27 protein-coding genes are annotated in these 25,428 nt (G+C 64.9%); 16 read left to right on the forward strand and 11 right to left on the reverse strand.

Translation table 11 applies throughout. From position 1 onward, the window contains the following. Nucleotides 1-145: 145 nt before the first annotated feature. Nucleotides 146-409 carry a glutaredoxin 3 gene (gene grxC / locus AC56LY_RS20850; protein ID WP_183554577.1) on the reverse strand — a complete coding sequence of 88 codons (264 nt, stop codon included), beginning with the start codon at nucleotides 407-409 and terminating at the stop codon, nucleotides 146-148. Between the two features lie 40 nt (nucleotides 410-449). Continuing rightward, entirely contained in the window at nucleotides 450-851 is a 402-nt protein-coding gene (locus AC56LY_RS20855; protein ID WP_499582836.1) for a rhodanese-like domain-containing protein, read from the reverse strand. Nucleotides 852-940: 89 nt separating this feature from the next. Here AC56LY_RS20855 and gpmA point away from each other — a divergent pair, with 89 nt between their 5' ends. The 16 genes from gpmA (at nucleotide 941) to AC56LY_RS20935 (ending at nucleotide 16,866) form a co-directional block, all read left to right on the forward strand. Then, complete coding sequence (gene gpmA, locus AC56LY_RS20860; protein WP_499582838.1) at nucleotides 941-1,687, forward strand: 2,3-diphosphoglycerate-dependent phosphoglycerate mutase; 747 nt, start codon at nucleotides 941-943, stop codon at nucleotides 1,685-1,687. 19 nt (nucleotides 1,688-1,706) lie between these two features. Then, nucleotides 1,707-3,191 (forward strand): murein hydrolase activator EnvC family protein, encoded by a 1,485-nt coding sequence (locus AC56LY_RS20865; protein WP_499583462.1) that lies wholly within the window; start codon nucleotides 1,707-1,709, stop codon nucleotides 3,189-3,191. Nucleotides 3,192-3,209: 18 nt separating this feature from the next. After that, nucleotides 3,210-4,688 (forward strand): S41 family peptidase, encoded by a 1,479-nt coding sequence (locus tag AC56LY_RS20870; RefSeq protein WP_499582840.1) that lies wholly within the window; start codon nucleotides 3,210-3,212, stop codon nucleotides 4,686-4,688. Nucleotides 4,689-4,727: 39 nt separating this feature from the next. Further along, a complete protein-coding gene (locus AC56LY_RS20875; protein ID WP_499582842.1) occupies nucleotides 4,728-5,504 on the forward strand; it encodes a HesA/MoeB/ThiF family protein in 777 nt (258 codons plus the stop codon). Nucleotides 5,505-5,644: 140 nt separating this feature from the next. Continuing rightward, nucleotides 5,645-6,100, forward strand: coding sequence for a type II secretion system major pseudopilin GspG (gspG, locus tag AC56LY_RS20880; RefSeq protein WP_183554567.1), 456 nt, complete (start codon nucleotides 5,645-5,647; stop codon nucleotides 6,098-6,100). A gap of 9 nt (nucleotides 6,101-6,109) precedes the next feature. Beyond that, nucleotides 6,110-6,586, forward strand: coding sequence for a type II secretion system minor pseudopilin GspH (gspH, locus tag AC56LY_RS20885; RefSeq protein ID WP_499582844.1), 477 nt, complete (start codon nucleotides 6,110-6,112; stop codon nucleotides 6,584-6,586). Nucleotides 6,587-6,600: 14 nt separating this feature from the next. Further along, a complete protein-coding gene (gene gspI / locus AC56LY_RS20890) occupies nucleotides 6,601-6,987 on the forward strand; it encodes a type II secretion system minor pseudopilin GspI (protein WP_183554564.1) in 387 nt (128 codons plus the stop codon). Continuing rightward, a complete protein-coding gene (locus AC56LY_RS20895; RefSeq protein WP_499582846.1) occupies nucleotides 6,984-7,649 on the forward strand; it encodes a PulJ/GspJ family protein in 666 nt (221 codons plus the stop codon). Before gspI ends, AC56LY_RS20895 begins: the two co-directional genes overlap by 4 nt. Further along, nucleotides 7,649-8,620 carry a type II secretion system minor pseudopilin GspK gene (gspK, locus tag AC56LY_RS20900; RefSeq protein ID WP_499582848.1) on the forward strand — a complete coding sequence of 324 codons (972 nt, stop codon included), beginning with the start codon at nucleotides 7,649-7,651 and terminating at the stop codon, nucleotides 8,618-8,620. The genes AC56LY_RS20895 and gspK overlap by 1 nt, the downstream gene beginning before the upstream one ends. Nucleotides 8,621-8,637: 17 nt before the next feature. Further along, on the forward strand, nucleotides 8,638-9,855 hold the full coding sequence (gene gspL, locus AC56LY_RS20905; RefSeq protein WP_499582850.1) for a type II secretion system protein GspL: 1,218 nt from the start codon (nucleotides 8,638-8,640) through the stop codon (nucleotides 9,853-9,855). After that, entirely contained in the window at nucleotides 9,852-10,370 is a 519-nt protein-coding gene (locus AC56LY_RS20910; RefSeq protein WP_183554555.1) for a type II secretion system protein M, read from the forward strand. Before gspL ends, AC56LY_RS20910 begins: the two co-directional genes overlap by 4 nt. After that, on the forward strand, nucleotides 10,367-11,140 hold the full coding sequence (gene gspN / locus AC56LY_RS20915; protein ID WP_499582852.1) for a type II secretion system protein N: 774 nt from the start codon (nucleotides 10,367-10,369) through the stop codon (nucleotides 11,138-11,140). The genes AC56LY_RS20910 and gspN overlap by 4 nt, the downstream gene beginning before the upstream one ends. Continuing rightward, the gene (gspD, locus tag AC56LY_RS20920) at nucleotides 11,140-13,530 is read left to right on the forward strand and encodes a type II secretion system secretin GspD (protein WP_499582854.1); all 2,391 of its coding nucleotides are present in this window, start codon (nucleotides 11,140-11,142) and stop codon (nucleotides 13,528-13,530) included. Before gspN ends, gspD begins: the two co-directional genes overlap by 1 nt. A 4-nt stretch (nucleotides 13,531-13,534) precedes the next feature. After that, nucleotides 13,535-14,956, forward strand: a complete 1,422-nt coding sequence (gene gspE / locus AC56LY_RS20925) for a type II secretion system ATPase GspE (protein ID WP_183554549.1) — start codon at nucleotides 13,535-13,537, stop codon at nucleotides 14,954-14,956. Nucleotides 14,957-14,959: 3 nt separating this feature from the next. Then, the gene (gene gspF / locus AC56LY_RS20930) at nucleotides 14,960-16,180 is read left to right on the forward strand and encodes a type II secretion system inner membrane protein GspF (RefSeq protein WP_499582857.1); all 1,221 of its coding nucleotides are present in this window, start codon (nucleotides 14,960-14,962) and stop codon (nucleotides 16,178-16,180) included. A gap of 44 nt (nucleotides 16,181-16,224) precedes the next feature. Then, a complete protein-coding gene (locus tag AC56LY_RS20935; protein ID WP_499582859.1) occupies nucleotides 16,225-16,866 on the forward strand; it encodes a hypothetical protein in 642 nt (213 codons plus the stop codon). Between the two features lie 44 nt (nucleotides 16,867-16,910). On the opposite strand, the gene AC56LY_RS20940 is transcribed toward AC56LY_RS20935, so the two are convergent. The 9 genes from AC56LY_RS20940 to AC56LY_RS20980 all read right to left on the reverse strand — a co-directional run bounded on the left by AC56LY_RS20940 (nucleotide 16,911) and on the right by AC56LY_RS20980 (nucleotide 25,401). Beyond that, complete coding sequence (locus AC56LY_RS20940) at nucleotides 16,911-17,642, reverse strand: helix-turn-helix domain-containing protein (RefSeq protein WP_499582861.1); 732 nt, start codon at nucleotides 17,640-17,642, stop codon at nucleotides 16,911-16,913. Nucleotides 17,643-17,790: 148 nt separating this feature from the next. Beyond that, nucleotides 17,791-17,994, reverse strand: coding sequence for a hypothetical protein (locus AC56LY_RS20945; RefSeq protein ID WP_499500389.1), 204 nt, complete (start codon nucleotides 17,992-17,994; stop codon nucleotides 17,791-17,793). Nucleotides 17,995-18,014: 20 nt separating this feature from the next. After that, a complete protein-coding gene (hslU, locus tag AC56LY_RS20950) occupies nucleotides 18,015-19,352 on the reverse strand; it encodes an ATP-dependent protease ATPase subunit HslU (protein WP_499582863.1) in 1,338 nt (445 codons plus the stop codon). A 13-nt stretch (nucleotides 19,353-19,365) separates the two neighbouring features. Continuing rightward, nucleotides 19,366-19,902, reverse strand: a complete 537-nt coding sequence (hslV, locus tag AC56LY_RS20955; protein ID WP_183554537.1) for an ATP-dependent protease subunit HslV — start codon at nucleotides 19,900-19,902, stop codon at nucleotides 19,366-19,368. 405 nt (nucleotides 19,903-20,307) lie between these two features. Beyond that, the gene (locus tag AC56LY_RS20960; RefSeq protein WP_499582865.1) at nucleotides 20,308-21,567 is read right to left on the reverse strand and encodes an STAS domain-containing protein; all 1,260 of its coding nucleotides are present in this window, start codon (nucleotides 21,565-21,567) and stop codon (nucleotides 20,308-20,310) included. A 266-nt stretch (nucleotides 21,568-21,833) separates the two neighbouring features. After that, the gene (gene dksA / locus AC56LY_RS20965) at nucleotides 21,834-22,283 is read right to left on the reverse strand and encodes an RNA polymerase-binding protein DksA (protein ID WP_367610954.1); all 450 of its coding nucleotides are present in this window, start codon (nucleotides 22,281-22,283) and stop codon (nucleotides 21,834-21,836) included. A 250-nt stretch (nucleotides 22,284-22,533) separates the two neighbouring features. After that, complete coding sequence (locus tag AC56LY_RS20970; protein ID WP_499583463.1) at nucleotides 22,534-23,619, reverse strand: CobW family GTP-binding protein; 1,086 nt, start codon at nucleotides 23,617-23,619, stop codon at nucleotides 22,534-22,536. 160 nt (nucleotides 23,620-23,779) lie between these two features. After that, nucleotides 23,780-24,730 carry a tyrosine recombinase XerC gene (locus AC56LY_RS20975; RefSeq protein WP_499582867.1) on the reverse strand — a complete coding sequence of 317 codons (951 nt, stop codon included), beginning with the start codon at nucleotides 24,728-24,730 and terminating at the stop codon, nucleotides 23,780-23,782. A 5-nt stretch (nucleotides 24,731-24,735) separates the two neighbouring features. Next, nucleotides 24,736-25,401, reverse strand: a complete 666-nt coding sequence (locus AC56LY_RS20980; RefSeq protein ID WP_499582869.1) for a DUF484 family protein — start codon at nucleotides 25,399-25,401, stop codon at nucleotides 24,736-24,738. Nucleotides 25,402-25,428: the final 27 nt, after the last annotated feature.

The following is a 25,428-nucleotide window of genomic DNA, read 5'->3' on the forward strand; positions in this document are numbered from 1 at the left end:
AGTGGCGGGCCACTCCGGTTGCCTGGTCGAGCGCGACGTCGTGAACGGGCCGTCGGATCGAACACGACGGCAATTGTAGCAAAATCAACTTGCTTGCAATAGCAGTCTTGCCGCCGACGGCCGCGCTACGCAGTGCGCCTACAGCTTACTCGCCCTTGAGCAGTGGGTCCAGGCGGCCTGCCTGGTCCAGCGCATACAGTTCGTCGAAGCCGCCGACGTGGGTATCGCCAATATAGATCTGTGGAACCGTGCGGCGACCGGTGCGCTGCATCATGACCTGGCGCTGCTCGGGATCCAGGTCGACACGGATGCCTTCGATCTCGGTGACACCCTTGGCTTCGAGCAGGCGCTCGGCGCGGACGCAGTAAGGGCAAGATGCGGTGTGGTACAAAACGACGTGAGCTGCCATGATGAATCCTTTCGTGTGCCCGATCGATTCGATGGGCGGTTTATTTGGTGAGCGGCAAGCCTGCAGCCTTCCAGGCCGCCAGGCCGCCTTCCAGGCTGTGGACGTCCTCGAAACCGGCTGCCTGCAACTGACGCGCCGCCTTGTCGCTGCGTGCGCCGGTCTGGCAGACCATGATGACGGTCCGGTTTTTCGACTTGTCCAGTTCGCCGATGCGAGCCCCCAAGTCTGCCAGCGGGATGTGTTTCGCGTCGCGCAGGTGACCAGCGGCGAATTCTTCGCTGCTGCGCACGTCGACAATCGTCGTCTTGCCGCGGTTGATCATCTGCGTCAGCTGCAGCGGCGAAGCGCGTTTTCCGCGCGGCGCCAGGGCTGGCCACAACAGCGCGCCGCCAGCGAGAACGGCGATCGCCACGAGGAAAATGTTATCGATAATGAATTTCACAAGGGTTCCGATTGGTTGAACTGAATCGGGGCATTATAAAATAGATGCTGGACCGGACATCAACCAGAAATTTTGCGAAAAGAGCTTTCATGTACAAAATCGTATTCATGCGCCATGGCGAATCCACCTGGAACCTGGAAAACCGCTTCACCGGCTGGGTCGATGTCGACCTGACTGCCAAGGGTGTGGCCGAAGCAAAGGCCGCTGGCCGCGCGCTCAAGGAAGCCGGTTTCACCTTCGATCTCACGTATACCTCGGTGCTCAAGCGCGCGATCCGCACGCTGTGGCTGGCACTGGACGAGATGGATGCGATGTATCTGCCGGTTAAGAATGACTGGCGCCTGAACGAGCGCCACTACGGCGCGCTGCAGGGCCTCGACAAGGGAGAAACCGCCGCCAAGTTCGGCGACGAACAGGTGCTGGTCTGGCGCCGCAGCTATGACACGCCGCCGCCGGCGCTCGAGAAGGACGATGACCGCACGTCGTTTGGCGACCCGCGCTACGCCAGCCTGGACGAGAGCCAGATTCCGCTGACCGAATGCCTGAAAGACACCGTTGCACGCGTGATGCCGGCCTGGAACGACGAGATCGCCCCAGCAATCCGCGCCGGCAAGAACATCCTGATTTCGGCGCACGGTAACAGCCTGCGCGCCATCATCAAGATGCTCGACAACATCAGTGACGCCGACATCGTGGGCCTGAACATCCCGAACGGCCAGCCGCTCGTGTACGAACTCGACGCCGACCTCAAGCCGATCAAGCACTACTACCTGGGCGACCAGGCGGCAATTGCCGCTGCCATGGCCGCTGTCGCAAACCAAGGGAAGGCGAAGTAATCTTTTGCGTTTGCCAACCATGAAGGACGCCGGCAGCAAGCTGTTGTGCACACTGCTGGCGGTCGCGCTGTCCGGCGCGTTCGCGTCGGACGCGTGGGCGCAGCGCCAGACCGAGCGCAGTCGCCAGAAAGCGGTGGCCGAGAAGCAGCGCGCCGGCATCCAGCAACAGCTGGCGGCCATCAAGCGCGACATCAACCAGACCGAAAACGCCAAGGAAGACGCGGCCGACACGCTGGCCGAGTCCGAGGCCGCCATTTCCGACGCCAACCGCGCGCTGCGCGATCTGGCCGAAGAACAGGATACGACGGCAACCCGCCTGCAATCGCTGGCCACCCAGCAAGCCCAGCTGGCTCAGACCATTGGCGCCCAGCAACAGCAGCTGGCCAAGCTGCTGCGCGAGCACTATGTGGCCGGCAATGAAGACCGCATCAAGCTGCTGCTGTCGGGGGACAACCCCAACCGCATCAGCCGCGATCTGCAACTGATGGCGTACGTGTCGCAGGCCCAGGCGCGCCTGCTGGACTCGGTGCGCAGCAATCTGGCGCAGGTCGAAGTCAACCGCGACAAGGTTGAAAACGCCCAGCAGGAGCTGGAAGAAATCGCTCAGGAGCAGCTCGACCAGAAAGCCATGCTCGAGAAAGAGAAGGCGCGCCGCGCGGCGCTGCTGGGCACGCTGTCGAGCAAGCTGGCGGACCAGCGCAAGCAGGCCGATCGCCTGAAGGGCGACGAAGAGCGCATGTCGGGCCTCGTCGACCGGCTCGCGCGCCTGATCCGTGAACAGGCCGAAGCCGAGCGCAAGCGTCAGGTGGCGGCTGCAGCAGCGGCTGCTGCAAAGGCCAAAGCCAAGGCCGAGGCCGATGAAAAAGCCCGCGTGCTGGCGCAGGCGCGTGCCAAGGCAGCGGCCGAACGGCGCGCCGAGCGGGAGCGCGAGCGTGAACGCATCGCGCGCCAGAATGCGAACGCCAAACCGGGCGTCAAGCCCGAGCCGCTGCCGGCGCCACTCCCCGCGCCGGTGAAGGAAGCGCCGGTCGTGGCCGAACAGCCACGGCCAGCGCCAACCCGGCCCGAACCGGCGCCCGAGGTTGCGCTGGGCCCGGCGGCGCCGTCCGGCTCGTTCACGGCGCTCAAGGGCCGCATGAACAGTCCGATCAATGGCAGTGTCGTGGCACGCTTCGGCACCCGCCGCGGCGATGGTCCGAACTGGAAAGGCACCTTCTTCAAGGCGCCCGAAGGTACCGAAGTGCGCGCCGTGGCCCCGGGCCGCGTCGTGCACGCCGACTGGATGCGGGGTTTTGGCAACCTGATCATCATCGACCATGGCGGCGAGTACCTGTCGATCTACGGCTACAACCAGGCGCTGCTCAAACGCCCTGGCGATACCGTGCGCGCAGGTGAGGCGGTGGCCAGTGCCGGCAACACCGGTGGTAACGAAGAATCGGGGCTATACTTTGAGCTCAGGCGTAACGGCAAGGCGTTCGACCCGGCAGGCTGGGTCCGGTTCTAAGGTCACCACAGGGTACACATGGGCATGAAAGCAAAAGGGTTCGGGCTGGTCGGCGTGGGCATGGTATTGGGCGTGGCGGCATCGTTTCAGTTGTCCGCTTATGCACAAAAAACCGGCACGGCCACGTCGCTGCCACTGGACGAGCTGCGCCAGCTGGCCGATGTGTATGGCCTGATCAAGACTGACTACGTCGAGCCGGTCGAAGACAGGAAATTGCTCACCGAAGCCATCGGCGGCATGGTGGCGTCGCTCGACCCGCACTCTGTCTACCTCGACCAGAAAGCGTTTCGCGACATGCGCGAAGCGGTGCAGGGCAAGTTCGTCGGCGTGGGCGTTGAAATCTCGAATGAGGACGGCTATATCAAGGTCGTCTCGCCGATCGAGGACACGCCCGCGTTCAGGGCCGGCATCAAGTCGGGCGACCTGATCACCCGGATCGACAATGTCCCGGTGCGCAATATGTCGTCCGACGACGCCATCAAGCGCATGCGCGGCAAGGTCGGCAGCAAGGTCACGCTGACCATCGCCCGGCCTGGCGACGACAAGCCGTGGGTCGTGCCGCTGGACCGCCGCGAAATCAAGGTCGTCAGCGTCAAGGCCAAGGTGGTCGAGCCCGGCTACGCCTGGCTGCGCATCAGCCAGTTCCAGGAAAACACTCTCGACGAGCTGGCCAAAAAGACCAAAGAACTGTACGCCGAACAACCGGACATCAAAGGTTTGGTACTCGACCTGCGCAACGATCCGGGCGGCCTGCTGCCGGGCGCCATTGGCGTCACGGCGGCGTTCCTGCCCAAGGCCGATCAGGTCATCGTCAGCACCAAGGGGCAATTGCCCGATTCGAACCAGTCGTTCTACGGCCGGCGCGAATTCTATGCCCAGCGCGGCGACCCGCTGGCCGGGTTGCCGGCCGGGCTCAAGACCGTGCCGATGGTGGTGCTGGTCAATGGCGGCTCGGCATCGGCTTCGGAAATCGTCGCCGGCGCGCTGCAGGATTACCAGCGTGCGATCGTGATGGGCAGCCGCACGTTCGGCAAGGGCTCGGTGCAGACGCTGCGCCAGTTGTCGCCCGATACGGCGATCAAGCTGACCACGGCGCGCTATTACACACCGAAAGGGCGGCCGATCCAGGCCACCGGCGTGCAGCCCGATCTGCGGGTGGACGAAACGGCGGACGGCGACCTGCTCAACGCGCTGCGCGTGCGCGAATCGGATCTGCAGCGCCATCTGGTGGCTGAAGGCGAGCAGCCTGCAGCCGCTGGCAAGGACCAGGCAGCAAACCTGGCCCAGCAACAGCGCGCGCTGGCGCTGCTGAAAGACCGCAAGCCGCTCGAGTTCGGCAGCAAGGACGATTTCCAGCTGGCCCAGGCCATCAATCACTTCAAGGGCCTGAAGGTGATGCTGGCAAAGGGCGAGCCGGTCGAAGAAAAACCGGCGCCGGCGCCATTGCCGGGCGCGGAGAACAAACCGCCCGAGCTGCATGCGCCAGCCAAAAAGTAACGTCTGGTGGGGGATAACGTCCCCCACCACGCTTTCCCCATGAACGACAACCAACTCCTGCGCTACTCGCGCCACATCCTGCTCGATGACATCGGCATCGAAGGCCAGCAACGCCTGCTGGATGCGCACGTCGTCATCATCGGCGCTGGTGGCCTGGGTTCGCCTGCGGCGCTGTACCTGGCCTCGGGCGGCATCGGCCACATCACGCTGGTCGATGACGACACGGTCGACCTGACCAACCTGCAGCGTCAGGTCATGCACACGACCGGGCGCATCGGTGAGCCGAAAGTCGAGTCCGGCCGCGCTGCGCTATTGGCCATCAACCCCGAGATCGAGGTCACAGCCTTGCGCGAACGCGCCGGTCCCGAGCGGCTGCTGGAACTCGCGCGCGCTGCCACGGTCGTACTCGATTGCAGCGACAACTTCGCCACCCGCCACGCCGTCAACCGCGCCTGCGTGGCAGCCGGCACGCCGCTCGTGTCGGGCGCCGTGATCCGCTTCGACGGCCAGCTGGCCGTATTCGACGCGCGCCAGCCGACCGCGCCGTGCTACGCCTGCCTGTTCCCCGAAGACACTGGCTTCGAAGATGTGGCATGCAGCACGATGGGCGTGTTCGCGCCGCTGGTCGGCGTCGTCGGCGCAGTTCAGGCTGCCGAGGCGATGAAACTCATCATGGCCATCGGCGAACCGTTGGTCGGTCGTCTCTTGATGCTCGACGGTAAGTATATGGAATGGACCGCCATCGGCGTGGCGCGCAACCCGGCGTGTCCGGTGTGTGCGGCGCGCCATGGTGAGAGCGGCAACACTGTTGATTAGTGGTGTCTTAACGGGCGCCGCGAAACGTGGCGTGCAGGTGAACGTGACATACAATTGCGTACTTTTCACCGGTACGCTTGTCATATTTCGGGCTTATACTGTGCCGGTTCAATCGATTCCCTTGTCATCACACAGAGCTTATGAATTTTCAACGTACTCAGCGCAACACGCGCAGCACAGGTCGTGCACGCGGTTTTACCCTGGTCGAGATCATGGTTGTCGTGGTCATCATTGGCATCCTTGGCGCGCTGGTCGTGCCCAAGCTGCTGGGCCGTACGGGTGAATCGCGCGTCACGGCTGCCAAGGTCGACATCGCCACGATGATGCAGGCGCTCAAGCTCTACAAGCTCGACAACCAGCGCTATCCGACCACCGAGCAGGGCCTGGTCGCACTGACCACCAAGCCAACCTCGGGCCCGTCGGCCAATGGCTGGAAAGAAGGCGGCTATATCGAGAAGCTGCCAAAAGACCCATGGGGTAACGCCTACCAATACCTGTCGCCGGGCGTCAAGGGCGAGGTGGACGTGTTCTCGTACGGCGCTGACGGGCAGCCGGGCGGTACTGGCGAAGACACCGACGTCGGTTCCTGGGACTAAGTCATCGCCATGCCGGCCATGCGCGCAGCGCGCACACGCGGCTTCACCCTGGTGGAGCTGCTGGTCGTGATGGTCATCATCGGCCTCACGCTGGGCATGGCCACGCTCAACGCCATCCCGAGTCCGCGCCAGGATCTCGATAAAGAAGCGCAGCGCCTGGCGCTGCTGCTGCAACTGGCCCGCGATGAAGCGATCGTGCGCAACCGCCTGGTTGCGTTCGAGGCCAATGGCGACCGCTACCGTTTCATGGTACGCGGCGACGCCGGCTGGGAGCCGGTCACGCGCGACGACCTGCTGCGCGAGCGTGAATTCAAGAATTCACCCCTGCAATTGATTCTGGAACCGACCGGCACCGGCAACCCCGACATGCTGCGCATCACGTTCGGCCGCGAGCCGGTCGACCGGCCATTCGTGCTGACAATGGCCAAGGGTGCCAACACGGTCGCGATCCGCGCCGACGGCGTTGGCCACTTCACTGTCGAATGACATCCCCCGCCACCATGCGCCCAGTTTCCCGACCTGCTGCCGGTTTCACGCTGCTCGAAGTACTGGTGGCGCTCGTCATCGTCGGCACCGCGCTGGCCGCCGGCCTGCGCGCGGTCGGTAGCCTGACCTCCAACAGCCAGGGCTTGCGCGCGTCGATGATGGCAACCTGGTCGGCCGAGAACCGGCTCGTGCAGATCCGCCTGGGGCGCGAGTTCCCCGAAGTGGGCAAGCGCAGCTTCCCGTGCCCGCAAGGCGGCCTGAACCTGATGTGCGAAGAAGAAGTCCTGACCAGCCCGAACCCGCTATTGCGCAGGATCGAAGTCTCGGTATTTGACGTCGACAAACCCGGTCGCCGCATTGTCAAACTGATCCAACTGGTTCTGAGGCCTTCCCCGGTATGACGCGGATCCCGAGCAGCAGGCAGCGCCCTGCAGGCTTTACCCTGGTCGAGCTGCTGGTGGCGATTGCCATCCTCGCCATGGTGGCCGTGCTCGGCTGGCGCGGCCTGGACGGCATCGTCCGTGCGCGCGTGGCGCTGACTGCCGACATGGAAACCACACGCGGCATGCAGCTGGCCTTTGCCCAGATGGAAAACGATTGCGAGCACGCGGCCGGCAACGACATCATGGCCGGGCGTCCCGCGCTGCTGTGGGATACCGACCGTCTGGTCCTCGTGCGCAAGGTGTTTGTCGAGAATGAACCGTCGCGCCTGCAAGTGGTGAGTTACCGCGTCGTCGAAGGAAAATTGGTGCGGCGCGAGTCGCCCGGCACGCGCGATCTGATCCAGATCGAGCAATTGTGGCAGGCGATCACGTCCGATGCAGCGGCCGAGAATGCGCCGTCCGTCGTGCTGCAGGTCGGCGTGGTCGGCATGCAGGTGCAGGGCTGGCAGAACAATGCCTGGCGCAATGAGCCGACCGCTGTGGGCGGCGGGACGCCGGATCCCGCCGGTAACGAGCTCAACGTCAAAAACGCGCAGGATCCGACCGGCGTGCAGGTGGCGCTGACCGTGCAGGGCTTGGCCCAGCCGATGGTCAAGGCACTCCTGCTGGGAGGCACCTGATGCATCCACACCTCACACGCCAGCGGGGCGTCGCCGTCGTGACCGCCATGCTGCTGACCACGCTGGCCATTTCGATTGTTGCCAGTCTGTTCTGGCAGCAGCAGGTGCAGGTGCGCTCGATGGAAAACCAGCGCCTGCAGTCGCAGACCAAGTGGATCCAGCGCGGCGCGCTCGACTGGGCCAGCGTCATTTTGCGTGTCAATAACAATAGCAACTACACATCGCTTGATCAGGTCTGGGCCACGCCGCTGGCCGAAACCCGGCTCGACCAGTACATCGAGCGTGAGCGGATCCAGGGCGAAAACTTCGATGCGTCGCTGTCGGGGCAGGTTCTGGACGCCACGGCGCGCTACAATCTGAACAATCTGGCCAAGGGTGGCACGCCTGACAAGGCAGAGATCGACGTCATGCGCAGGCTGCTCACCAATCTGCGCCTCGAAGCGCGGCTGGCGCAGCCGATTGCCGAGTTCGTTGCTGCCGGTCAGCCTCTGGTCGCCGAGCCGCCCCCAGAAGGTACACCCCCGGTGGCCCAGAAGCCGCGCACGGGAGCGCCAATGCGGCTGGAGCGGGTCGACGATTTATTGATGGTGCCAGGTCTCAAGCCCGAAGCGGTCGAGCGGCTGCGTCCGTTTGTCATCGTGCTGCCGGCGTCGAATACGGAAGTCAATGTGAATACTGCCGCGCCTGAGGTACTGGCTGCCGTGTTGCCAGGAAGTTCGATGGCCGAAGCGAATTCGATCGTCGCGCAACGCCAGCGGGTGCCGTGGGCTGACGTGGGTATCTTCAAGGCGTCGTTGCCGAATATGCCGGCCGAGAGCCAGCCGAAGATCACCGTCAAAAGCACGTATTTCCTGGTCCAGAGCCGGATCCGGCTCGACCGCGCCGCATTGGATGCCGAATCGCTGGTGCGAGTCGGCGGCAATCTGGTCAATTCCGGTAGTGTGAACGTGATCTGGACCCGCCAGAACTGAGAAGAAAGCGAGACAGTTTGAGTACTCTTTATATCCGGCATCCGGCACGCAGCCAGGGCGAAGGCGCCCTGTGCCGCTTCGCGCTGGTCGGCGACAACGGCGCCATCGGCCAGCAGGGCGAGGGCGTGCTGCGCAATCTGGGCGACGTGGTTGCCGCCAGCCGGCGCGTGGTGCTGGTGCTGGCCGCCAGCGACGTCACGCTGCTGTCCGTGCAAGCGCCGCCACTGGCTGGCGCCCGCCTGCGCGCGGCACTGCCGGCGCTCGTCGAAGAACATATCCTGGGCGACCCGCTCGATTGCGTGCTGGTGGCCGGTCCCGTGCAGCCCGATGGCCGCCGGCCCGTGGCCGTGGTGCAGCAAGCCTGGCTCGAGCCGCTCGTGCGGGCACTGCTCGCGCTCGGTGCGCGCCAGATCGCCGCCATCCCTGAGCAATTGTGCCTGCCGCTGCATCCGGGCAGCGTCAGCGCCGCCGTCGGCAACGGCGAACTGATCCTGCGCCAAAGCCAATATGACGGCCTGGGCCTGGCGCTCGACGGCAGCCCGGTGATGGCGCTGCAAACGGCGCGCGCGCTGTCGGGCGATGCGCCGCTGGTGCTGTACGTCGACCGTGAACAGCTGGGTGAATACAATGCATTGGTGGCCGAAGCCGGTCCCGGCATCACGCTGGAAAGCGATGACTGGGCGCACTGGATTGCCGGTGCCAAGGGCAGCACCGGCCCCGTGCTCGACCTGGTGCCGGGCCTGGGCACGGCCGGCGTCGCGCAGCGCGACTGGCGCCGCTGGCGCTGGCCGATCCGCCTGGCGCTGGCAGCCGTGGCGATCAACCTGATCGGCCTGAATATCGAATGGCTGGGCCTGAAGCGCGAAGCCGATGCCGTGCGCCTGCAGATGAGCCAAACGTTCCGCTCGGTGTACCCGAACCAGCCGGCCATCGATCCGGTCGTGCAAATGCGCCAGAACATCGACCGCGCCAGGGCCGGCAGCGGCCAGGTGGCCGGTAACGAGTTCAACTGGATGGCCGCCGCCTTCGGCGAAGCGACACGCACGCTGGGCGTGCCGCCTGCGATTGCATCAATCGATTACCGCGAACGGACCCTCACCGTGCGCGTCAAACCAGAGTCCACCAACCCCGGCATGGCCGACCAGCTCCGCGCGTCCCTGTCGTCACGTAACCTCAGCCTGGAGTCGCCCGACGCGACCACCTGGCTGATCCGCAGCACAGGAGCCAAGCCATGAGCGCCATCGGCAAACTGAGCGGCCTGCGCGAACGCGTGGGCGGCTACTGGAGCGCGCGCACTGCGCAAGAACGCAAGTTCCTGCTCGTCGGCGGCGGCGTGGTGGCACTGACGCTGCTGTACCTGGTGCTGCTCGAACCAGCGCTGACCGGCCGCGAACAATTGCGCCGCGCACTGCCCGAGCTGCGCCAGCAAGCTGCGCAGCTCGATGCGCTGGCGGCCGAAGCGCGCGCTGTTGCGGCCCAGCCGGCGCCGGCCGTCGCACCCGTCACGCGCGAGGCGCTGGCCGCCAGCATGACCGCCAGCGGCCTGAATCCCGCGTCGCTGTCGGTCAGTGGCGAGTACACCAAGGTACAACTCAATGGCGTCTCGTTCGCCAACCTGATGGCCTGGCTCGACGCGCAACGCCGCGACAGCCGCCTGCTGGTGCAGGACGCGCAATTTACCGCCAAGGATGCTCTTGGCCAGGTCGATGCCACGCTCACGCTGCGTCAAAGCACCGAGCCGGCTGCATGAGGCGGGCGCTGACGTGGGGCTTGCTCGTGGCGCTGGCCGTGGTAATCACAGTGCTGGCATTCCTGCCGGCGGCCTGGCTTGGCCCCATGGTCGAACGCCAGACCGGCGGTCGATTGACGCTGGGGGATGCGCAGGGTACGCTTTGGCGCGGCTCGGCCTTTATTGGCGGCGCGCCGGGTGAGGGTGGTGCGGTTACGCCATTGCTGCCAGGCCGTTTTGCCTGGACCCTGTCGCCACTGGTGGTGCTGGGCAACGTGAACATGACGCTCGAGAATCCGCAGGCGCTGGCCAATCCGGTGCGCGTGCAGGGCAGCTGGTCGCAGTGGCAGGTCAATGCCGGTGAACTCCTGCTGCCAGCCGAGGGGCTGGTCGGCCTGGGCGCCCCGCTCAATACGCTCGCGCCCACTGGCCGCATCCGGCTTTCCTGGAATACGCTTGACCTGCTGCGCCAGCAAAACATCGTGACGCTGCAGGGTCGCACCACGCTGTCGATGAGCGACATGGGTTCGCGCATGTCGCCCATCAAGCCGCTGGGCAGCTACGAAATGATCATGGACTGGCGCGGACCGCAGGCCGATCTGACGCTGCGTACCGTGCGCGGCGCCCTGCTGCTGTCGGGTGCAGGTACATTGCAGAACGGCCGCCTGCGCTTTTCAGGCCAGGCAGCGGCCGCCGATGGCTATGAAGACACTCTGGGAACCATGTTGAATCTGCTGGGACAGCGCCGGATGGTGAACGGCAAAAACGTAATCGCACTCGAGTTCAGATAATGAAGAAAACAGACCACACCACCTTCGCGCACCTTGAACTTCCGGCCCTGCGCCGTCTTGCCGCCGGCGCCATGCTGTGCTGCGCCGCTTCTGCCGTCGTCACGACCCTGGCCCTGCCATTGTCGGCCTCCGCGCAAGAGACTGCGAACGCCGCAGCGCTCAGCTTCGTGAATGCCGACATCGAATCGGTGATCAAGGCGATCGGCCACTACACCGGCATGACCTTCATCATCGACCCGCGCGTGAAGGGCACGCTGACGCTGGTGTCCGAAAAGTCGCTCAGCAAGAGCGAAGCCTTTGGCCTGCTGACGTCGACCCTGCGCCTGCAGGGCTTCGCGGTGGTCACCAGCGGCGACGGTTACGCCAAGGTGGTGCCCGAGGCCGAAGCCAAGCTGCAATCGTCACCCACGCAAGTAGGCGGCGTGCGCTCGAGCAAGGCCACCGGCGACCAGATCGCCACGCAGGTGTTCTACCTGTCGTACGAATCGGCCGCCAACCTCACTGCCGTGCTGCGGCCGCTGATTTCGCCGAACAACTCGATCATGGCCAACCCGGGCAACAACACCCTGGTCGTGACCGATTACGCCGACAACCTGCGCCGCCTGGCGCGCATCATCGCCGCGCTCGACGCGCCGGTGGCGGCCGATCTTGACGTGATCCCGATCCGCAATGCCATCGCCAGCGATATCGCGCAACTCGTCACGCGCCTGATGGAACCGGCTGCCGGCGGCGACTCGGGCCGCGTCACGGTGCTGGCCGATCCGCGCACCAATGCGGTCATCGTGCGCGCGCCGTCGCAGGCCCGTGCCAACCTGGCCAAGAGCCTGATCGCGCGCCTGGATCAAGAAAGCTCCAGCCGCGGCAATATCCACGTCGTCTACCTGAAAAACGCCGACGCCAGCCGCGTCGCGCAAACGCTGCGCGCCGTCGTCTCGCAAGATGCCTCGGCCGTGCCGGTGCAGCAGCAGGGCACGTCGGGCAGCTCGATCACGTCGGGCACCGGCAGCGGGCAGGGCGGCAGCGGCGCAGGCGGGCTGGGTGGCCAGCAAGGCCAGCAGAGCAGTACCGGGATGGGCGGCACAGGCAACACGTTCGGCCAGCAAAGCCAGCTCACCGCCAATGCGGGCGGCGCCGGCGGCGGACAGGGCTCCGGCTTCATCCAGGCCGATGCGTCGACCAACAGCCTGATCATCACTGCGCCGGATGCCGTCTACCGTAACCTGCGCTCGGTCATCGACCAGCTCGACGTGCGCCGCGCCCAGGTGTATATCGAAGCGCTGGTGGTCGAAGTCACGTCCAACAAGGCTTCCGAATTCGGCGTGCAGTGGGTTGGCGCGACGGGCGACTCCGACAGCAAATACCGCTTTGGCGGCTTGCAGAACTACACGGGCGGCGGCTCGAGCAGCAGCATCGTCAACCTGGCGCTGGCCGCCAGCCAGGGGACAAGCGCCACGACCACGCCGAGCGTGCCGTCGGGCCTGACCTTCGGCCTGTTCCGCCAGATCGGCGGCGAGCTGGGCCTGGGCGCCGTGGCCCGCGCACTGGAAAACGATGGCAATGCCAACATCCTGTCGACGCCAAACCTGATCACGCTCGACAACGAACTGGCCACCATCAAGGTCGGCCAGAACGTGCCGATCATCACCGGTTCGTACACCACGTCGGGCAACAACAGCGGCAACCCGTTCCAGACCGTCGAGCGGCAAGACGTCGGCCTGCTGCTCAAGGTGCGCCCGCAGATCTCGGAAGGCGGCACCATCAAGATGGCCATCTACCACGAGAATTCGAGCGTCGATGCGTCCACCCGCAACCTGGCCTCGGGCCTGACGACCAATGTGCGCGCCATCGAAAGCAATGTGCTGGCCGACGATGGCCAGATCATCGTGCTGGGCGGCCTGATCGAAGACACCGAAGGCGACGGCGAAGAAAAAGTGCGCGGCCTGGGCGACATCCCGGTGCTGGGCAACCTGTTCAAATACCGCACCCGCACGCGCAACAAGACCAACCTGATGGTGTTCCTGCGTCCGGTCGTGGTGCGCAGCAAGGATGCATCGAATTCGATCGCGATGGACCGCTACGAATTCATGCGCGCCGCTGGCGCTGCTGGCCGCCCAGAAACGTCGCCGCTGCTGCGTGACCTGGGTGCGCCGCTGCTGCCTCCACTGGTGGGCGGTCAGCCGCCGACAGGTGGCAGCATGGCCACCGTGCCGGTCCAGGCGCCGCCGCCGGCCAACGCCGCGCCGGGCGCATCGAACGATGGCGCGGCCAATCGTCCGGGCGCCTCGCGTTCAAGCTCGGCGAACCCGGCAAGCAATGCGGCAGAAACCGCACCGCGCACCGCCGTGCCTGCCTCGCAATTTCGCCCGGTGACGCCACCGAACCGGGAGTAATCACATGACCAATCTCTTGCCCTACGCGTTCGCCCGTGACCACGTCGTCCTGGCGCGCGGCACTGGCGAGCCGGGCCAGAGCGTCGAAGTGCTGGTCTCCAGTGCGACCGCGCCGGCCGCCATCGCCGAGGTGTCGCGCCGCTTCGGCCGCATCCAGCTGCGCCGGATGGACAAGGACGAACTCGACACCGTCATCGCCGGCGCCTATGCCGGCGGCGGCAACGACGCGTCACAGGTCGTTGATGAGTTTGATGCCGACCTCGACCTGACCAAGCTGCTGCAGGACGTCCCCGCGATCGAAGACCTGCTCGAATCGTCCGACGACGCGCCCGTGATCCGCATGATCAACGCGCTGCTGACGCAATCGCTGCGCGAAGGCGCATCCGATATCCACATCGAGCCGTTCGAGCAGACGTCGGTCGTGCGCTTTCGCATCGACGGCGCGCTGCGCGATATCGTGCGGCCCAAAAAGGCCATCCACGCGTCGCTGATCTCGCGTATCAAGATCATGTCGCAGCTCGACATCGCCGAAAAACGCCTGCCGCAGGATGGCCGCATCACGCTGCGCGTGGGTGGCAAACCGGTCGACGTGCGCGTCTCGACGCTGCCGACCGGCCACGGCGAACGCGCCGTGCTGCGTCTGCTCGATAAAGAGGCAGGACGCCTCGACCTGTCGCACCTGGGCATGGCCAGCGACCTGCTGCCGCAGTTCGACCGCCTGATCAACCAGCCGCACGGCATCGTGCTGGTCACGGGCCCGACCGGCTCGGGCAAGACCACGACGCTGTACGCGGCGCTGTCGCGCCTGAACGCGGCCACCGCCAACATCATGACGGTCGAAGACCCGATCGAGTACGACCTGAACGGCGTCGGCCAGACCCAGGTCAATGCCCGCATCGACATGACGTTCGCAAAAGCGCTGCGCGCCATCCTGCGGCAAGATCCTGACATCATCATGATCGGCGAGATCCGCGACCTGGAAACGGCGCAGATCGCCGTTCAGGCATCGCTGACGGGTCACCTGGTGCTGGCCACGCTGCACACCAACGATGCGGCCTCGGCCGTAACGCGCCTGCTCGACATGGGCATCGAACCGTTCCTGCTGTCGTCGTCGCTGCTGGGCGTGATGGCCCAGCGCCTCGTGCGTAAGCTCTGCTCGCAGTGCAAGACCTTCGATGGCACCACCTGGCACGCGGTTGGTTGCGAGCGCTGCGGCCACACCGGCTACCACGGCCGCGTCGGCGTCTACGAGCTGCTCGAGACCACCGACCAGATCCGCGCCCAGATCCACAACCGTGCGTCCGAAGCCGACATCCGTGTCGCGGCGCTGGGCGTGGGCATGAAGACCATGCGCGAAGACGGCGAACGCTGGCTGCTCGACGGCACCACCACACGGGCCGAAATCGTGCGCGTGACCAAGGACTAACCGATGCCGGCATTTCGTTACGAGGCGGTCGACAACGCGGGCGCCACGCGCAAGGGCGTGGTCAACGCCGACAGTCCGCGCGCCGCGCGTGCCGACCTGCGCACGCAGGGCCTGACGCCGCTGAGCGTCGAAGCCATTGCGGCCCAACTCGACGCCGCCGGCGTGGCACGCTCGCGCGGTATCGGCGAGCGCCTGTCGCAAAACGAGCTGGCGCTGTTCACGCGCCAGCTGGCCAGCCTGCTGGAAGCCGGCCTGCCGCTCGAGCAAGCCTTTACCGCCCTGCTTGAACAAGCCGAGCGCCCGTACGTGCGCGACCTGGTCGCGTCGATCCGCGCCGAAGTCATCGGCGGCTCGGCCTTTTCCACCGCCCTGACGCACCACCCGCGCGACTTCGCCGAGATTTATCGGGCACTGGTCGGCTCGGGCGAGCAGATCGGCCAACTGTCGCGCGTGCTCTCGCGCCTGGCCGACTACATCGAGCGCCGCAACGCCCTCGTGCAAAAGGTGCGCCTGGCATTCACGTACCCGGCGATCGTCACCGTCGTCGCGTTCGCGATCGTGATTTTCCTGCTGACCTACGTGGTGCCGCAGATCGTGTCGGTGTTTGCCAATACCAAGCAAAAGCTGCCGTTTCTCACGGTCGTCATGCTGGCCGTGTCCGACTTCGTGCGCGCGTATGGGATTTATGTCGGCATCCTGATTGCCGGCGCGTTCTGGCTGTGGCGGCGCGCGCTGCGCAATCCCGTGCTCAAGCGCCGCTGGCACACGTGGCTGCTGACCGCGCCCATCTACGGCAAGTTCGAGCGCAGCCTGAACACGGCGCGCTTTGCCAGCACGCTGGCCATTACGACCGGCTCGGGCGTGCCGATCCTGCGCGCGCTCGACACCAGCCGCGAAACGCTGTCGAACGTGGCGATGGCCGAACTGGTCGAGCAGGCCACGGCCAGCGTGCGCGAAGGCGTCAGCCTGGCGCGCGCGCTGTCGGCGCAAAAGCTGTTTCCACCGATGCTCGTGCACATGATCCGCGCCGGCGAGATCACCGGCGAACTGCCGGCCATGCTCGAGCGGGCCGCCAATTCGCAGCAAGCCGATCTCGAACGCCGCACGCTGACCATCGCCGGCCTGCTCGAGCCGGTGCTGATCCTGGCGATGGGCCTGGTCGTGTTGCTGATCGTGCTGGCCGTCCTGATGCCGATCATCGAAATCAACCAGCTGGTGCAATAAGACAATCGCGCAGCGATGCCAATGACCCAGATGCGAAAGACACCATGAACAAGCGTTTGCCCCTTCTTTTGACCCTGCTGGCCCTGCTCGTGCTGGCCGCTTCTGGCGCCTATTGGATCCTGCAGCTGTACAAGCCCGAGCAGCGCCCGCTGGCCGCAGCGCCGCTGGCGACCCAGCCGGCACCGAGTCCCGAAGCCGCAGCCACGCTGTTCGGCGGTCAGCCGACGGTCGCGATTTCCAGTTTCCAGTTGACCGGTGTGGTCTCGGCCGGCGCCAACAGCGCCGTGATCCTGGTGGCCGACGGGTCGCCGCCAAAAGCGGTACGCATCGGCCGCGAGATCGCGCCCGGCGTCGTGGTGGCCGAAGTGCATCGGCGTTATGTGATGTTGTCCGATAGCGGCGTCATGAAGCGCGTCGAACTGGCGCCCGATGCCGGCCAGTCGAGTGCGATCAGCCAGCCGGTGCCGCGCGCGATGCCGCAGCAGCCGATGATGGAGCCGCAAATGGCGCCGGGCGTGGTCAACGCACCGCCGATGATGCAGAGCGCACCGCCGAATGCCAATCCACAGGGAATGCAGGGCCAGCCCCGCGATCCGCCGCCGGAGCAGGACAACCCGGGCCAGCAAGGCCAGCCGCAGATGCCGCAGAATGCGCAGCCGATGAATGGCGAGCGGCCGGTGATGTAAGCGTTGGCGTGTCGGCAGCGTGCCGGAGGATCAGCAGTAGCCGCTTAGCGCCGCAATGCCGTAAACGCCGCCAGCTCCCACGACCTGAAGCCCAGCAGCAGCGTATGCCCCTTGCGCTCGTCGGCTGGCAGGCGCCGGTCGTTGCGGTGCAGCCGCGCCAGTTCTGCCGCCAATTGATCGATCTTCAGTGACAGTTCGAGCGCACTGGCCGGTGACAGCCGCGCCGGCAGGCACAGCAGCGCTTCACCCGCACCGTCGAAGCGGCCCGAGAAGTAATCGTTCACCACGTTCTCGCGGAAGAAATGCTGCACCGGGCCATCCGGCAGCCAGCGGAATGCATTCGACACCCGCAGCAGATAGCGGTTCAGCGGTTTCAGTTCAATCAGCCCTAGCCGGTCGAGCTCGGCCAGCAGCGTGATGCATTCGGCCTCGGTCAGGTCGTAGGTCTCGATGATCTGTTCGATGCTCCAGTGGCCCAGGCAGCAGATCGCCATCAGCAGCAGGCGCGGGTTGGCAACGATGGAGCGCTCCTGCGTCAGGCTCAGCGCATCGAGCTGGGGCCGCGCCTCGATTGCCCCGCGCAGCAGGTCTTCCAGACCGATGCCGGTGGCCTGGCAAATCTCCGCCAGGCGCGACAGCGCCATATCCTTTTGCCCGAACATGCGCTTGACGCTTGATTCGCTCACGCCAATGCGCTCGGACAGCGTTTTATACGTGATGCCGGCGGCGCGCAGGCGCATGCGCAGTGCGTCGAGGATCAGATCGGGAGAACTCATGGACAATCCAGTGAAGATGACAACGGCTGACTGTAACGTCGAATCACGGTGTGGACAAGGCGCGTACAGTCAATGGTGCACCGTTGGCCAAAAAAACGGACACCGAGGTGTCCGCAAAGAGTGTTTTCACAGCGTGCCGGACGCCGCTTCAGTCGTCGTCGCCAGCCACCAGCTTGACCTTCTTGAGCGCCTGCTTTGCGGCAGTGCGCTCGCTCGAGAGCGGCTTGGCATGGGGGCCGGCGGCGCGCGCCTTGGCCAGCGCGGCAATGGGGTTACGCGGCTTGCCCGCCTGCTGCGACGGTTCGATCCGCAGACGCATTTTCTGCCGCGTCGCCAATGCCTTGTTTGCCATGCCGGCCTCCCGCAAGAAAATTACAGCACGTAGCGCGACAGGTCTTCGTTGACCGCCAGCGCGTCGAGCCGATCGTTGACAAAGGCCGCGTCGATCCGCACCACCTGGTCTTTTTCAGCACCGGCAGTAAACGAGATTTCCTCGAGCAGCTTTTCCATCACCGTGTACAGGCGGCGCGCGCCGATGTTCTCGGTGCGCTCGTTGACCGAGAACGCGATCTCGGCCAGACGATGGATGCCTTCGTCCAGGAACTCGACCTGCACGCCTTCGGTGGCCAGCAGCGCCTGGTATTGCTTGGTCAGGCTGGCATGGGTCGACGTCAGGATGCTCTTGAAGTCTTCGATCGACAGCGATTCGAGCTCGACGCGGATCGGGAAGCGACCCTGCAATTCGGGAATCAGGTCCGATGGCTTGGACAGATGGAATGCGCCCGATGCGATGAACAGGATGTGGTCGGTCTTGATCATGCCGTACTTGGTGTTGACCGTTGTGCCCTCGACCAGTGGCAGCAGGTCGCGCTGCACGCCGGCGCGCGAGACATCGGCGCCGCCGTGCTCGGAGCGCGTGGCGATCTTGTCGATCTCGTCCAGGAACACGATGCCGTTCTGCTCGACGTTGGTGATGGCCTTTTGCTTGAGCTCGTCTTCGTTGAGCAGCTTGCCGGCTTCTTCATCGATCAGGATTTTCATGGCTTCCTGGATCTTGAGCTTGCGCGGCTTCTTGCGGGCATTGTTGGCACCGGCGAACATCGACTTGATCTGCTCGGTCATTTCTTCCATGCCCGGCGGCGCCATGATGTCCATCTGCAGCGCAGCATCGGACACCTCGATCTCGATTTCGCGATCGTCGAGCGCGCCTTCGCGCAGGCGCTTGCGGAAGGTCTGGCGCGTGGCGTCGCCTTCCTTGCTGTCCGGCGTATTGGCGGTGTTGAAGCCAAAGTCGCGCGCTGGCGGCACCAGGATGTCGATGATGCGGTCTTCGGCCGCGTCTTCGGCGCGCTGGCGCACTTTCTTCGCTTCGCTGGCGCGGGTCTGCTTGATGCCGATGTCGATCAGGTCGCGGATGATGGTGTCGACGTCGCGCCCGACATAGCCGACCTCGGTGAACTTGGTCGCCTCGATCTTGATGAACGGCGCATCGGCCAGCTTGGCCAGGCGGCGCGCGATCTCGGTCTTGCCGACGCCCGTCGGGCCGATCATCAGGATGTTCTTCGGTGTGATCTCATAGCGCAGCGGTTCCTCGACCTGCTGGCGGCGCCAGCGGTTACGCAGCGCGATCGCGACGGCCTTCTTGGCCTTGCCCTGGCCGACGACGTGCTTGTCCAGCTCGGAGACGATTTCGGGTGGGGTCATGTTCATGAAGCTGTTCATATCAATCCAGGGTCTCGATGATGTGGGACATGTTCGTGTAGATGCACAGTTCGCCCGCGATGGTCAGCGCCTTCTTGACCACTTCGGCAGGTGCCATGTCGGTGTTCTCGTACAGCGCCTTGGCGGCCGACTGGGCATAGATGCCGCCGGAGCCGATCGCGCCGATGCCGTCTTCCGGCTCGAGCACGTCGCCGTTGCCAGTGATGATCAGGGTGGATTCGCGGTCGGCCACGAGCAGCATGGCTTCCAGGCGGCGCAGCACGCGGTCGGTGCGCCAGTCCTTGGCCAGCTCGACCGAGGCGCGCAGCAGGTTGCCCTGGTGCTTTTCAAGTTTGCCCTCGAAGCGATCGAGCAGCGTGAAGGCGTCGGCGGTGCCGCCGGCGAAACCGCACAGGACCTTGCCCTGATACAGCTTGCGCACCTTGCGGGCCGAGCCCTTCATGACAACGTTGCCGAGCGTGACCTGTCCATCGCCGCCAAGCGCGACCTGATTGCCGCGGCGTACGCTGACGATGGTTGTACCGTGAAATTGTTCCATTTTTACCTCGTGATTGTCTGGCTACCAGCAGGTGGGGACCGTGCGCGGGATTGCAAGATTATCCGAACGGGAAATACCGATGAGCTACTACAGCCGGGGTCAGGTCTGACATTCAGACACGACCTCAGCCTTAGCCACTTCCAACAGTGTCACAGCCGGGGTCAGGTCTGACATTTGGACACGACCTCAGCCTTAGCCATTTCCAACAGTGTCTTGCCCGGTAGTCGCATGGTCCAGTGCCAGCTAGTTCCGGCTACGCTACTGTCGAGATCGTGTCCGAATGTCAGACCTGACCCCGGCTTTTCGGTCGAGATCGTGTCCGAATGTCAGACCTGACCCCGGCTTTTCGGTCGAGATCGTGTCCGAATGTCAGACCTGACCCCGGCTTTTCGGTGTGTTGTAGCGTCAGTAACGGTGCGGATACAGCCGTACGCTCTCGCCGGCGCCCAGCAGCCGCAGCAGGGCGGCCACCAGGTGGTTCAGTTCGCGCAGCTCGACGGTGCGGCCGGCTGCGGCTTGCGCATCGAGCCGCGCCAGCAGGCTGCCGGCGCCGGCGTACTCGATGCGCGCCAGCCGTGAGCAGTCGAGCACGAGCGTGTTGCGTTCTGCGGCGTAGGCCTCGATGGCCCCCATCAATGCCGGGTCCAGGCTGCTGATCACGGCCGGCAGCATGAAGCGGTCGCCATGGCTCGGGGCCGGTGCCGCGGTCGAGACGTGCCGGGGCGCTTCGAACGAAGGCGGTGAGACTTCGTAGGTGACGCAGTAATCCATCGCCGCTTCTTCGAAATCTTTTTCGCGGTTGGTCAGCAGCAGCAGTTCGAGCAGCAGCAGCCATGGCGCCGGGCTGGCCCCGCGCTTGCCGATGACGAGCATCGGACGCAGCGTCGTGATCAGGGTGTCGGCGCCGGCCAGCACCAGGCCGCGGTCGCTCGCGCGCAGCGTCTGCAGGGCGGGCAGCAGGCAGTCGGCGCCGTCCGCATCGATGCCGCGCACCTTGCCGAAATCGAGCCGTACGTTCGGCGCCTGCGCCTCGAGCACGCGCCGCAGGCGGGGCGCGACGGTGGCATCGAGCAGCGTGTCAAGGGTTTCAGTGGCGGCCAGCCCCTGCGCCGGCTGGCTGGCGACCGATGTGGGCACAAGCGGCTTCCAGGTGGGCGGCGAAGTTTCGAAGTGGCTGGCGTAATCGATGGCGATGCTCTCGAACGCTTCTTCGCGGCCGTCGGCCTGGTACAGGTCGAACAGCATCCACCATGGCAGGCGTTCGTGGCGGCCCAGCGTCGCGAGCGATTCGCGCAGCAATTGCTCGGCAGCGGCGCCCTGGCCGTTGGCGTACAGGATGGCGCTTTCATCGACCGCCGGGGCGCTGGCGGGCGCAGCTGCCTGGTCGGGAATGTCGTCGGGATCGGGCGCGGCCGCCACCGTGACGCCGTTGGCGGGACGGCGACCACTGTCCCAGGCCGGCTCGTCGTCGAACATGTCGGACGCAAATTCGAGTTCGATCTCGTCGATCTTGGCCGCGGTGGCGCGGGCGATTTCACGCTGGCGTTCGCGCTCGGCGTCCGATGCCAGGCGTGACGGTTCGCCGCGCAGGCGCGACTCGGGTGGCGGCCAGCTGGGCGCGGCCACCGCATCGTTCTTTTTCTTCAGGAAGGAAAAAAGCCCCATGCTCACCGGTGTCTCGATAACGTGTCCACCATGACCTTAGCACGGACCCTGGCGCCGTATGCTGAGCACACGAGGCCGGGCGTCAGTGTAGCCGAAGGGCAATTTTGGTATGGTATTGAGCAATTGTAGCGTGCGCGCAGGGCCGGGACGGCAGCTGTCATGCGTCGTTACAAACATCAAGAAATGACGGCTGCACATAAAAAAAGCATGCGACAGGTCGCATGCTTTTTTGCTGGTGCTGAACCTTGATTCAGCACGGCCATCAATCAGTCGCCGTACAGCTTCTGCTTGAGTTCGCGACGCTGCTGGGCTTCCAGCGACAGCGTGGCGGTCGGACGGGCGATCAGGCGCGGAATGCCGATTGGCTCACCGGTTTCTTCGCACCAGCCGTATTCGCCACCGTCGATCGACTGGATCGATTGCTGGACTTTCTTGAGCAGCTTGCGCTCGCGGTCGCGGGTACGCAGTTCGAGCGCATGTTCTTCTTCGATGGTTGCGCGGTCGGCCGGATCGGGAACCAGCACGGTTTCGCGCAGGTGCTCCGTGGTTTCGCCGGCGTTCTTGAGCAGTTCGCGCTCGAGTTCCTGCAGGCGGTTCTTGAAGAATGCCAGCTGGGCCGCATTCATGTAGTCGCCTTCGCCCATCGCGCGAATCTCGTCTTCCGTAATGATACGGTCGTCGGACTGGGCGGTATTCGGTTTCGTTGTTTTAGTCATGATGCCTTCGATACGACAGAGGTTTGCATTTTATCAGCTTGCTCATCAGTAACACCGCACAAACGGGTGCATGCCGGGCAAGCTGCCTTGATAGCGACGGTACGCCATCCTATCTCCGTCCGCGCCGCATGGGCGGCAAGGGCGGTTCACCACTGGCTGTTTGAAGCGCGTCGTGGCGGTCCGTGCGGCCCGGCCCACTGTCGACGCAAGGCGCCGGACATGCCTGCTAGGCCAGTCAAACTGATGCAGTTTATACCAAACACTGTTCCAGTCCGCGGATAAATACGTCTTTTGGTAAATTTTTACCAATAAACACCATCTTGGTGGCGGGCGTTTCATTCTCCGCCCATTTCGGTCCCACGTCGCTTCCCATGATCTGGTGCACGCCCTGGAACACGACCTTGCGATCCACGCCATCCATCCGCAACACGCCCTTGTAGCGCAGCATTTGCGGGCCAAAGACCTGGACCAGGCTGCCGAGGAATTGTTCCAGGCGTTCCGGGTCGAATGCGCGCTCGCTCTTGAACACGAACGCGGCGATGTCGTCGCTGTGGTGGCTGTGGTGATGGTCGTGGCTGCACGACGCATCGTGTACGTGATCGTGGCCATGGTCGTGGCCACAATCGGCGCCATGCTCGTGCTTGTGATCATGGTCGTGATCGTGCCCGTTTTCGCCATCGACACGCAGGAAATCGGGATCGATGTCCAGCTTGTCGTTCAGGTTGAAGCCGCGCAGGTCGAGCACATCGGCAATCGGCGCGCGGCCAAAGTCGCTCGTGGCGATCGGCGCGCGCGGATTGATGCGCTGCAAGCGCGCCTTGAGCGCATCGACGGCAGCGGCATCGACCAGGTCGGTCTTGGACAGCAGGATCTTGTCGGCAAAGCCCACCTGGCGCTGGGCTTCCTCGTGCGCGGTCAATTGTTCCATCGCGTGGCGCGCGTCGACCACGGTGACGACGGCGTCGAGCAGGTAGTGGGCGCCAACTTCTTCGTCGACGAAGAAGGTCTGCGCGACCGGGCCCGGATTGGCCAGCCCCGTCGTTTCGATGACGACGCGGTCAAAACTGATCTCGCCGGCGGCGCGTTTCCTTGCCAGGCTATTGAGTGCCTCGATCAGGTCGCCACGCACGGTGCAGCAGATGCAGCCGTTGTTCATCTCGATGATCTGCTCGCCAGAGTCCTGCACCAGGATTTCGTTGTCGATGTTTTCTTCACCGAATTCATTCTCGATGACAGCGATGCGCATGCCGTGGTCTTCCTGCAGGATGCGGTTGAGCAGGGTGGTCTTGCCCGCGCCAAGAAAGCCGGTGAGGATGGTGCTGGGGATCAGGTCCATTGGTTTGCTACTCATGGTTGACATCAGGGTTGGACGAAAGAACCGGGGGATTATGCCGCAATTCTTGCAACCTCACCATCTGGCGTGTCGCGTGCTGATTGCGTTCAAACCGTGGGGGAAATTTCTGAGCCTGATCGCGCCGGGCGTGTTCCGGTCTGCTTCAGGACTCCGGCTTGGCTTTCGCCCGCGGGTGCGCCGCATCGTATACTTTTGACAAGTGCTGAAAGTCCAGTGCCGTATAGATTTGCGTGGACGTGATACTGGCGTGGCCCAGCAATTCCTGCACTGCGCGCAGGTCGCCCGACGATTGCAGCAGGTGCGACGCGAACGAATGGCGCAGCACGTGCGGGTGCACGTGCACGGGCGTGCCGGCGCGCAGGGCGTGCTGTTTCAGACGGGTTTGTACGACGCGCGGCGTGATGCGGGTGTCGCGCGCCGACAAAAACAACGCGGCGCCCCCGTCGCGGGCGGGAGGGCGCACCGCGAGCCAGCGTGCCAGCGCCTCGCGCGCCGGAGCGCCCACCGGCACCCGGCGCATTTTGTTGCCCTTGCCGGTCACGACCACTTCGCCTGCCTGCAGGTCGAGCCAGCCCAGCGAGCCTGGCTGACCGCCGCGCGCATCCTGCCAGGCCACATCCAGGCCCGCCAGTTCCGACACGCGCAGCCCGCTCGAATACAGCAGTTCGAACATGGCGTGATTGCACAATTCGAACGGCTCGAGGTGGCCGCGTTGGTTTGCTTCCATCAATTGCACGGCGTCGTCGACCGCCAGCGCCTTTGGCAGGCTCTGCGCGCGCTTCGGCGCGCGCACGCCGTCGACCGGATTGGCGGCAAGCGTCATCTGGTGCGACAGCCATTCATAAAAGCCGCGCCAGCCGGACAGCTTGCGCGCAATGGTGCGCGCGGACTGGCCACCGGCATGCAGCTTGCCGGCAAAGCGGCGGATGTCGGCGTGCACCAGCCGCGCCCAGTCGCTATGGCCGGCCAGTTCGGCCAGCTCAAGCAGGTCGCGCCGGTAGGCCGCGATCGTGTGCGGCGACAACTGGCGCTGGGTGGCCAGTTCGCCCAGGTAGCGCGCGGCCCAGTCGGATGGCGGCTCGCGCGTGTCCATGCCAGTCAAGCGCGCAGCGGCGCCAGCGCGGTGGTGGCGGTGGCGGCGATGTGGACCAGGAAATCGGTCGCCATCGCGGTGGTAAAGCGCGCCGGATCGGGCGAACCTAGCACCAAAAGGCCGAAGCTCTGGCCCGGTGGGCCAAGCGGTAGCATGACCGTCGAGCGGATCGATTCGGCGTCGTCCAGCCAGCGCACCGCTTCGAAATCATTGTTCGGGCCGCAATACGGCGCGCGCAGGCTGTTGGCGAAGATGCGTGCATCGTCCGAGACATTGCTGGCGAACCAGGCGTCGGCATGTGCCGGCGCTACATGCCACAGGCGCAGCGTGACTTGCGGCACCGTGAAGTGGGTGCGCAAGCCCTCGGTCAGGTCACGCGCCATCGCGGCGCCGCCTTTCGAGACCAGCAGGGACTGGGTCCAGGCATGGAAGCGGTTGGCGATGCCGGCGTTTTCTTCGGCGCGGCGCGACAGGTCGGCCAGGCGCAGCTCGAGCGCGCGGTACTTGTCGCGCATCACTTCCATCTGGCGCTCCTGAAGCGACACGGTGCGGCCGGTCAGCGGACTCGACAGTTTCACTTCACCCAGCAGGCCGGCTTGCTCCTGGAAAAACTCCGGATGATCGGTCAGGTATTGCGCGACGGTGCTGGCGTCCAGTGGTGCAGTGCTCATGGGGAAATTAGGGAATTGGAATGGATC

The sequence above is a fragment of the Telluria sp. ZT3P25 genome (assembly GCF_059685895.1).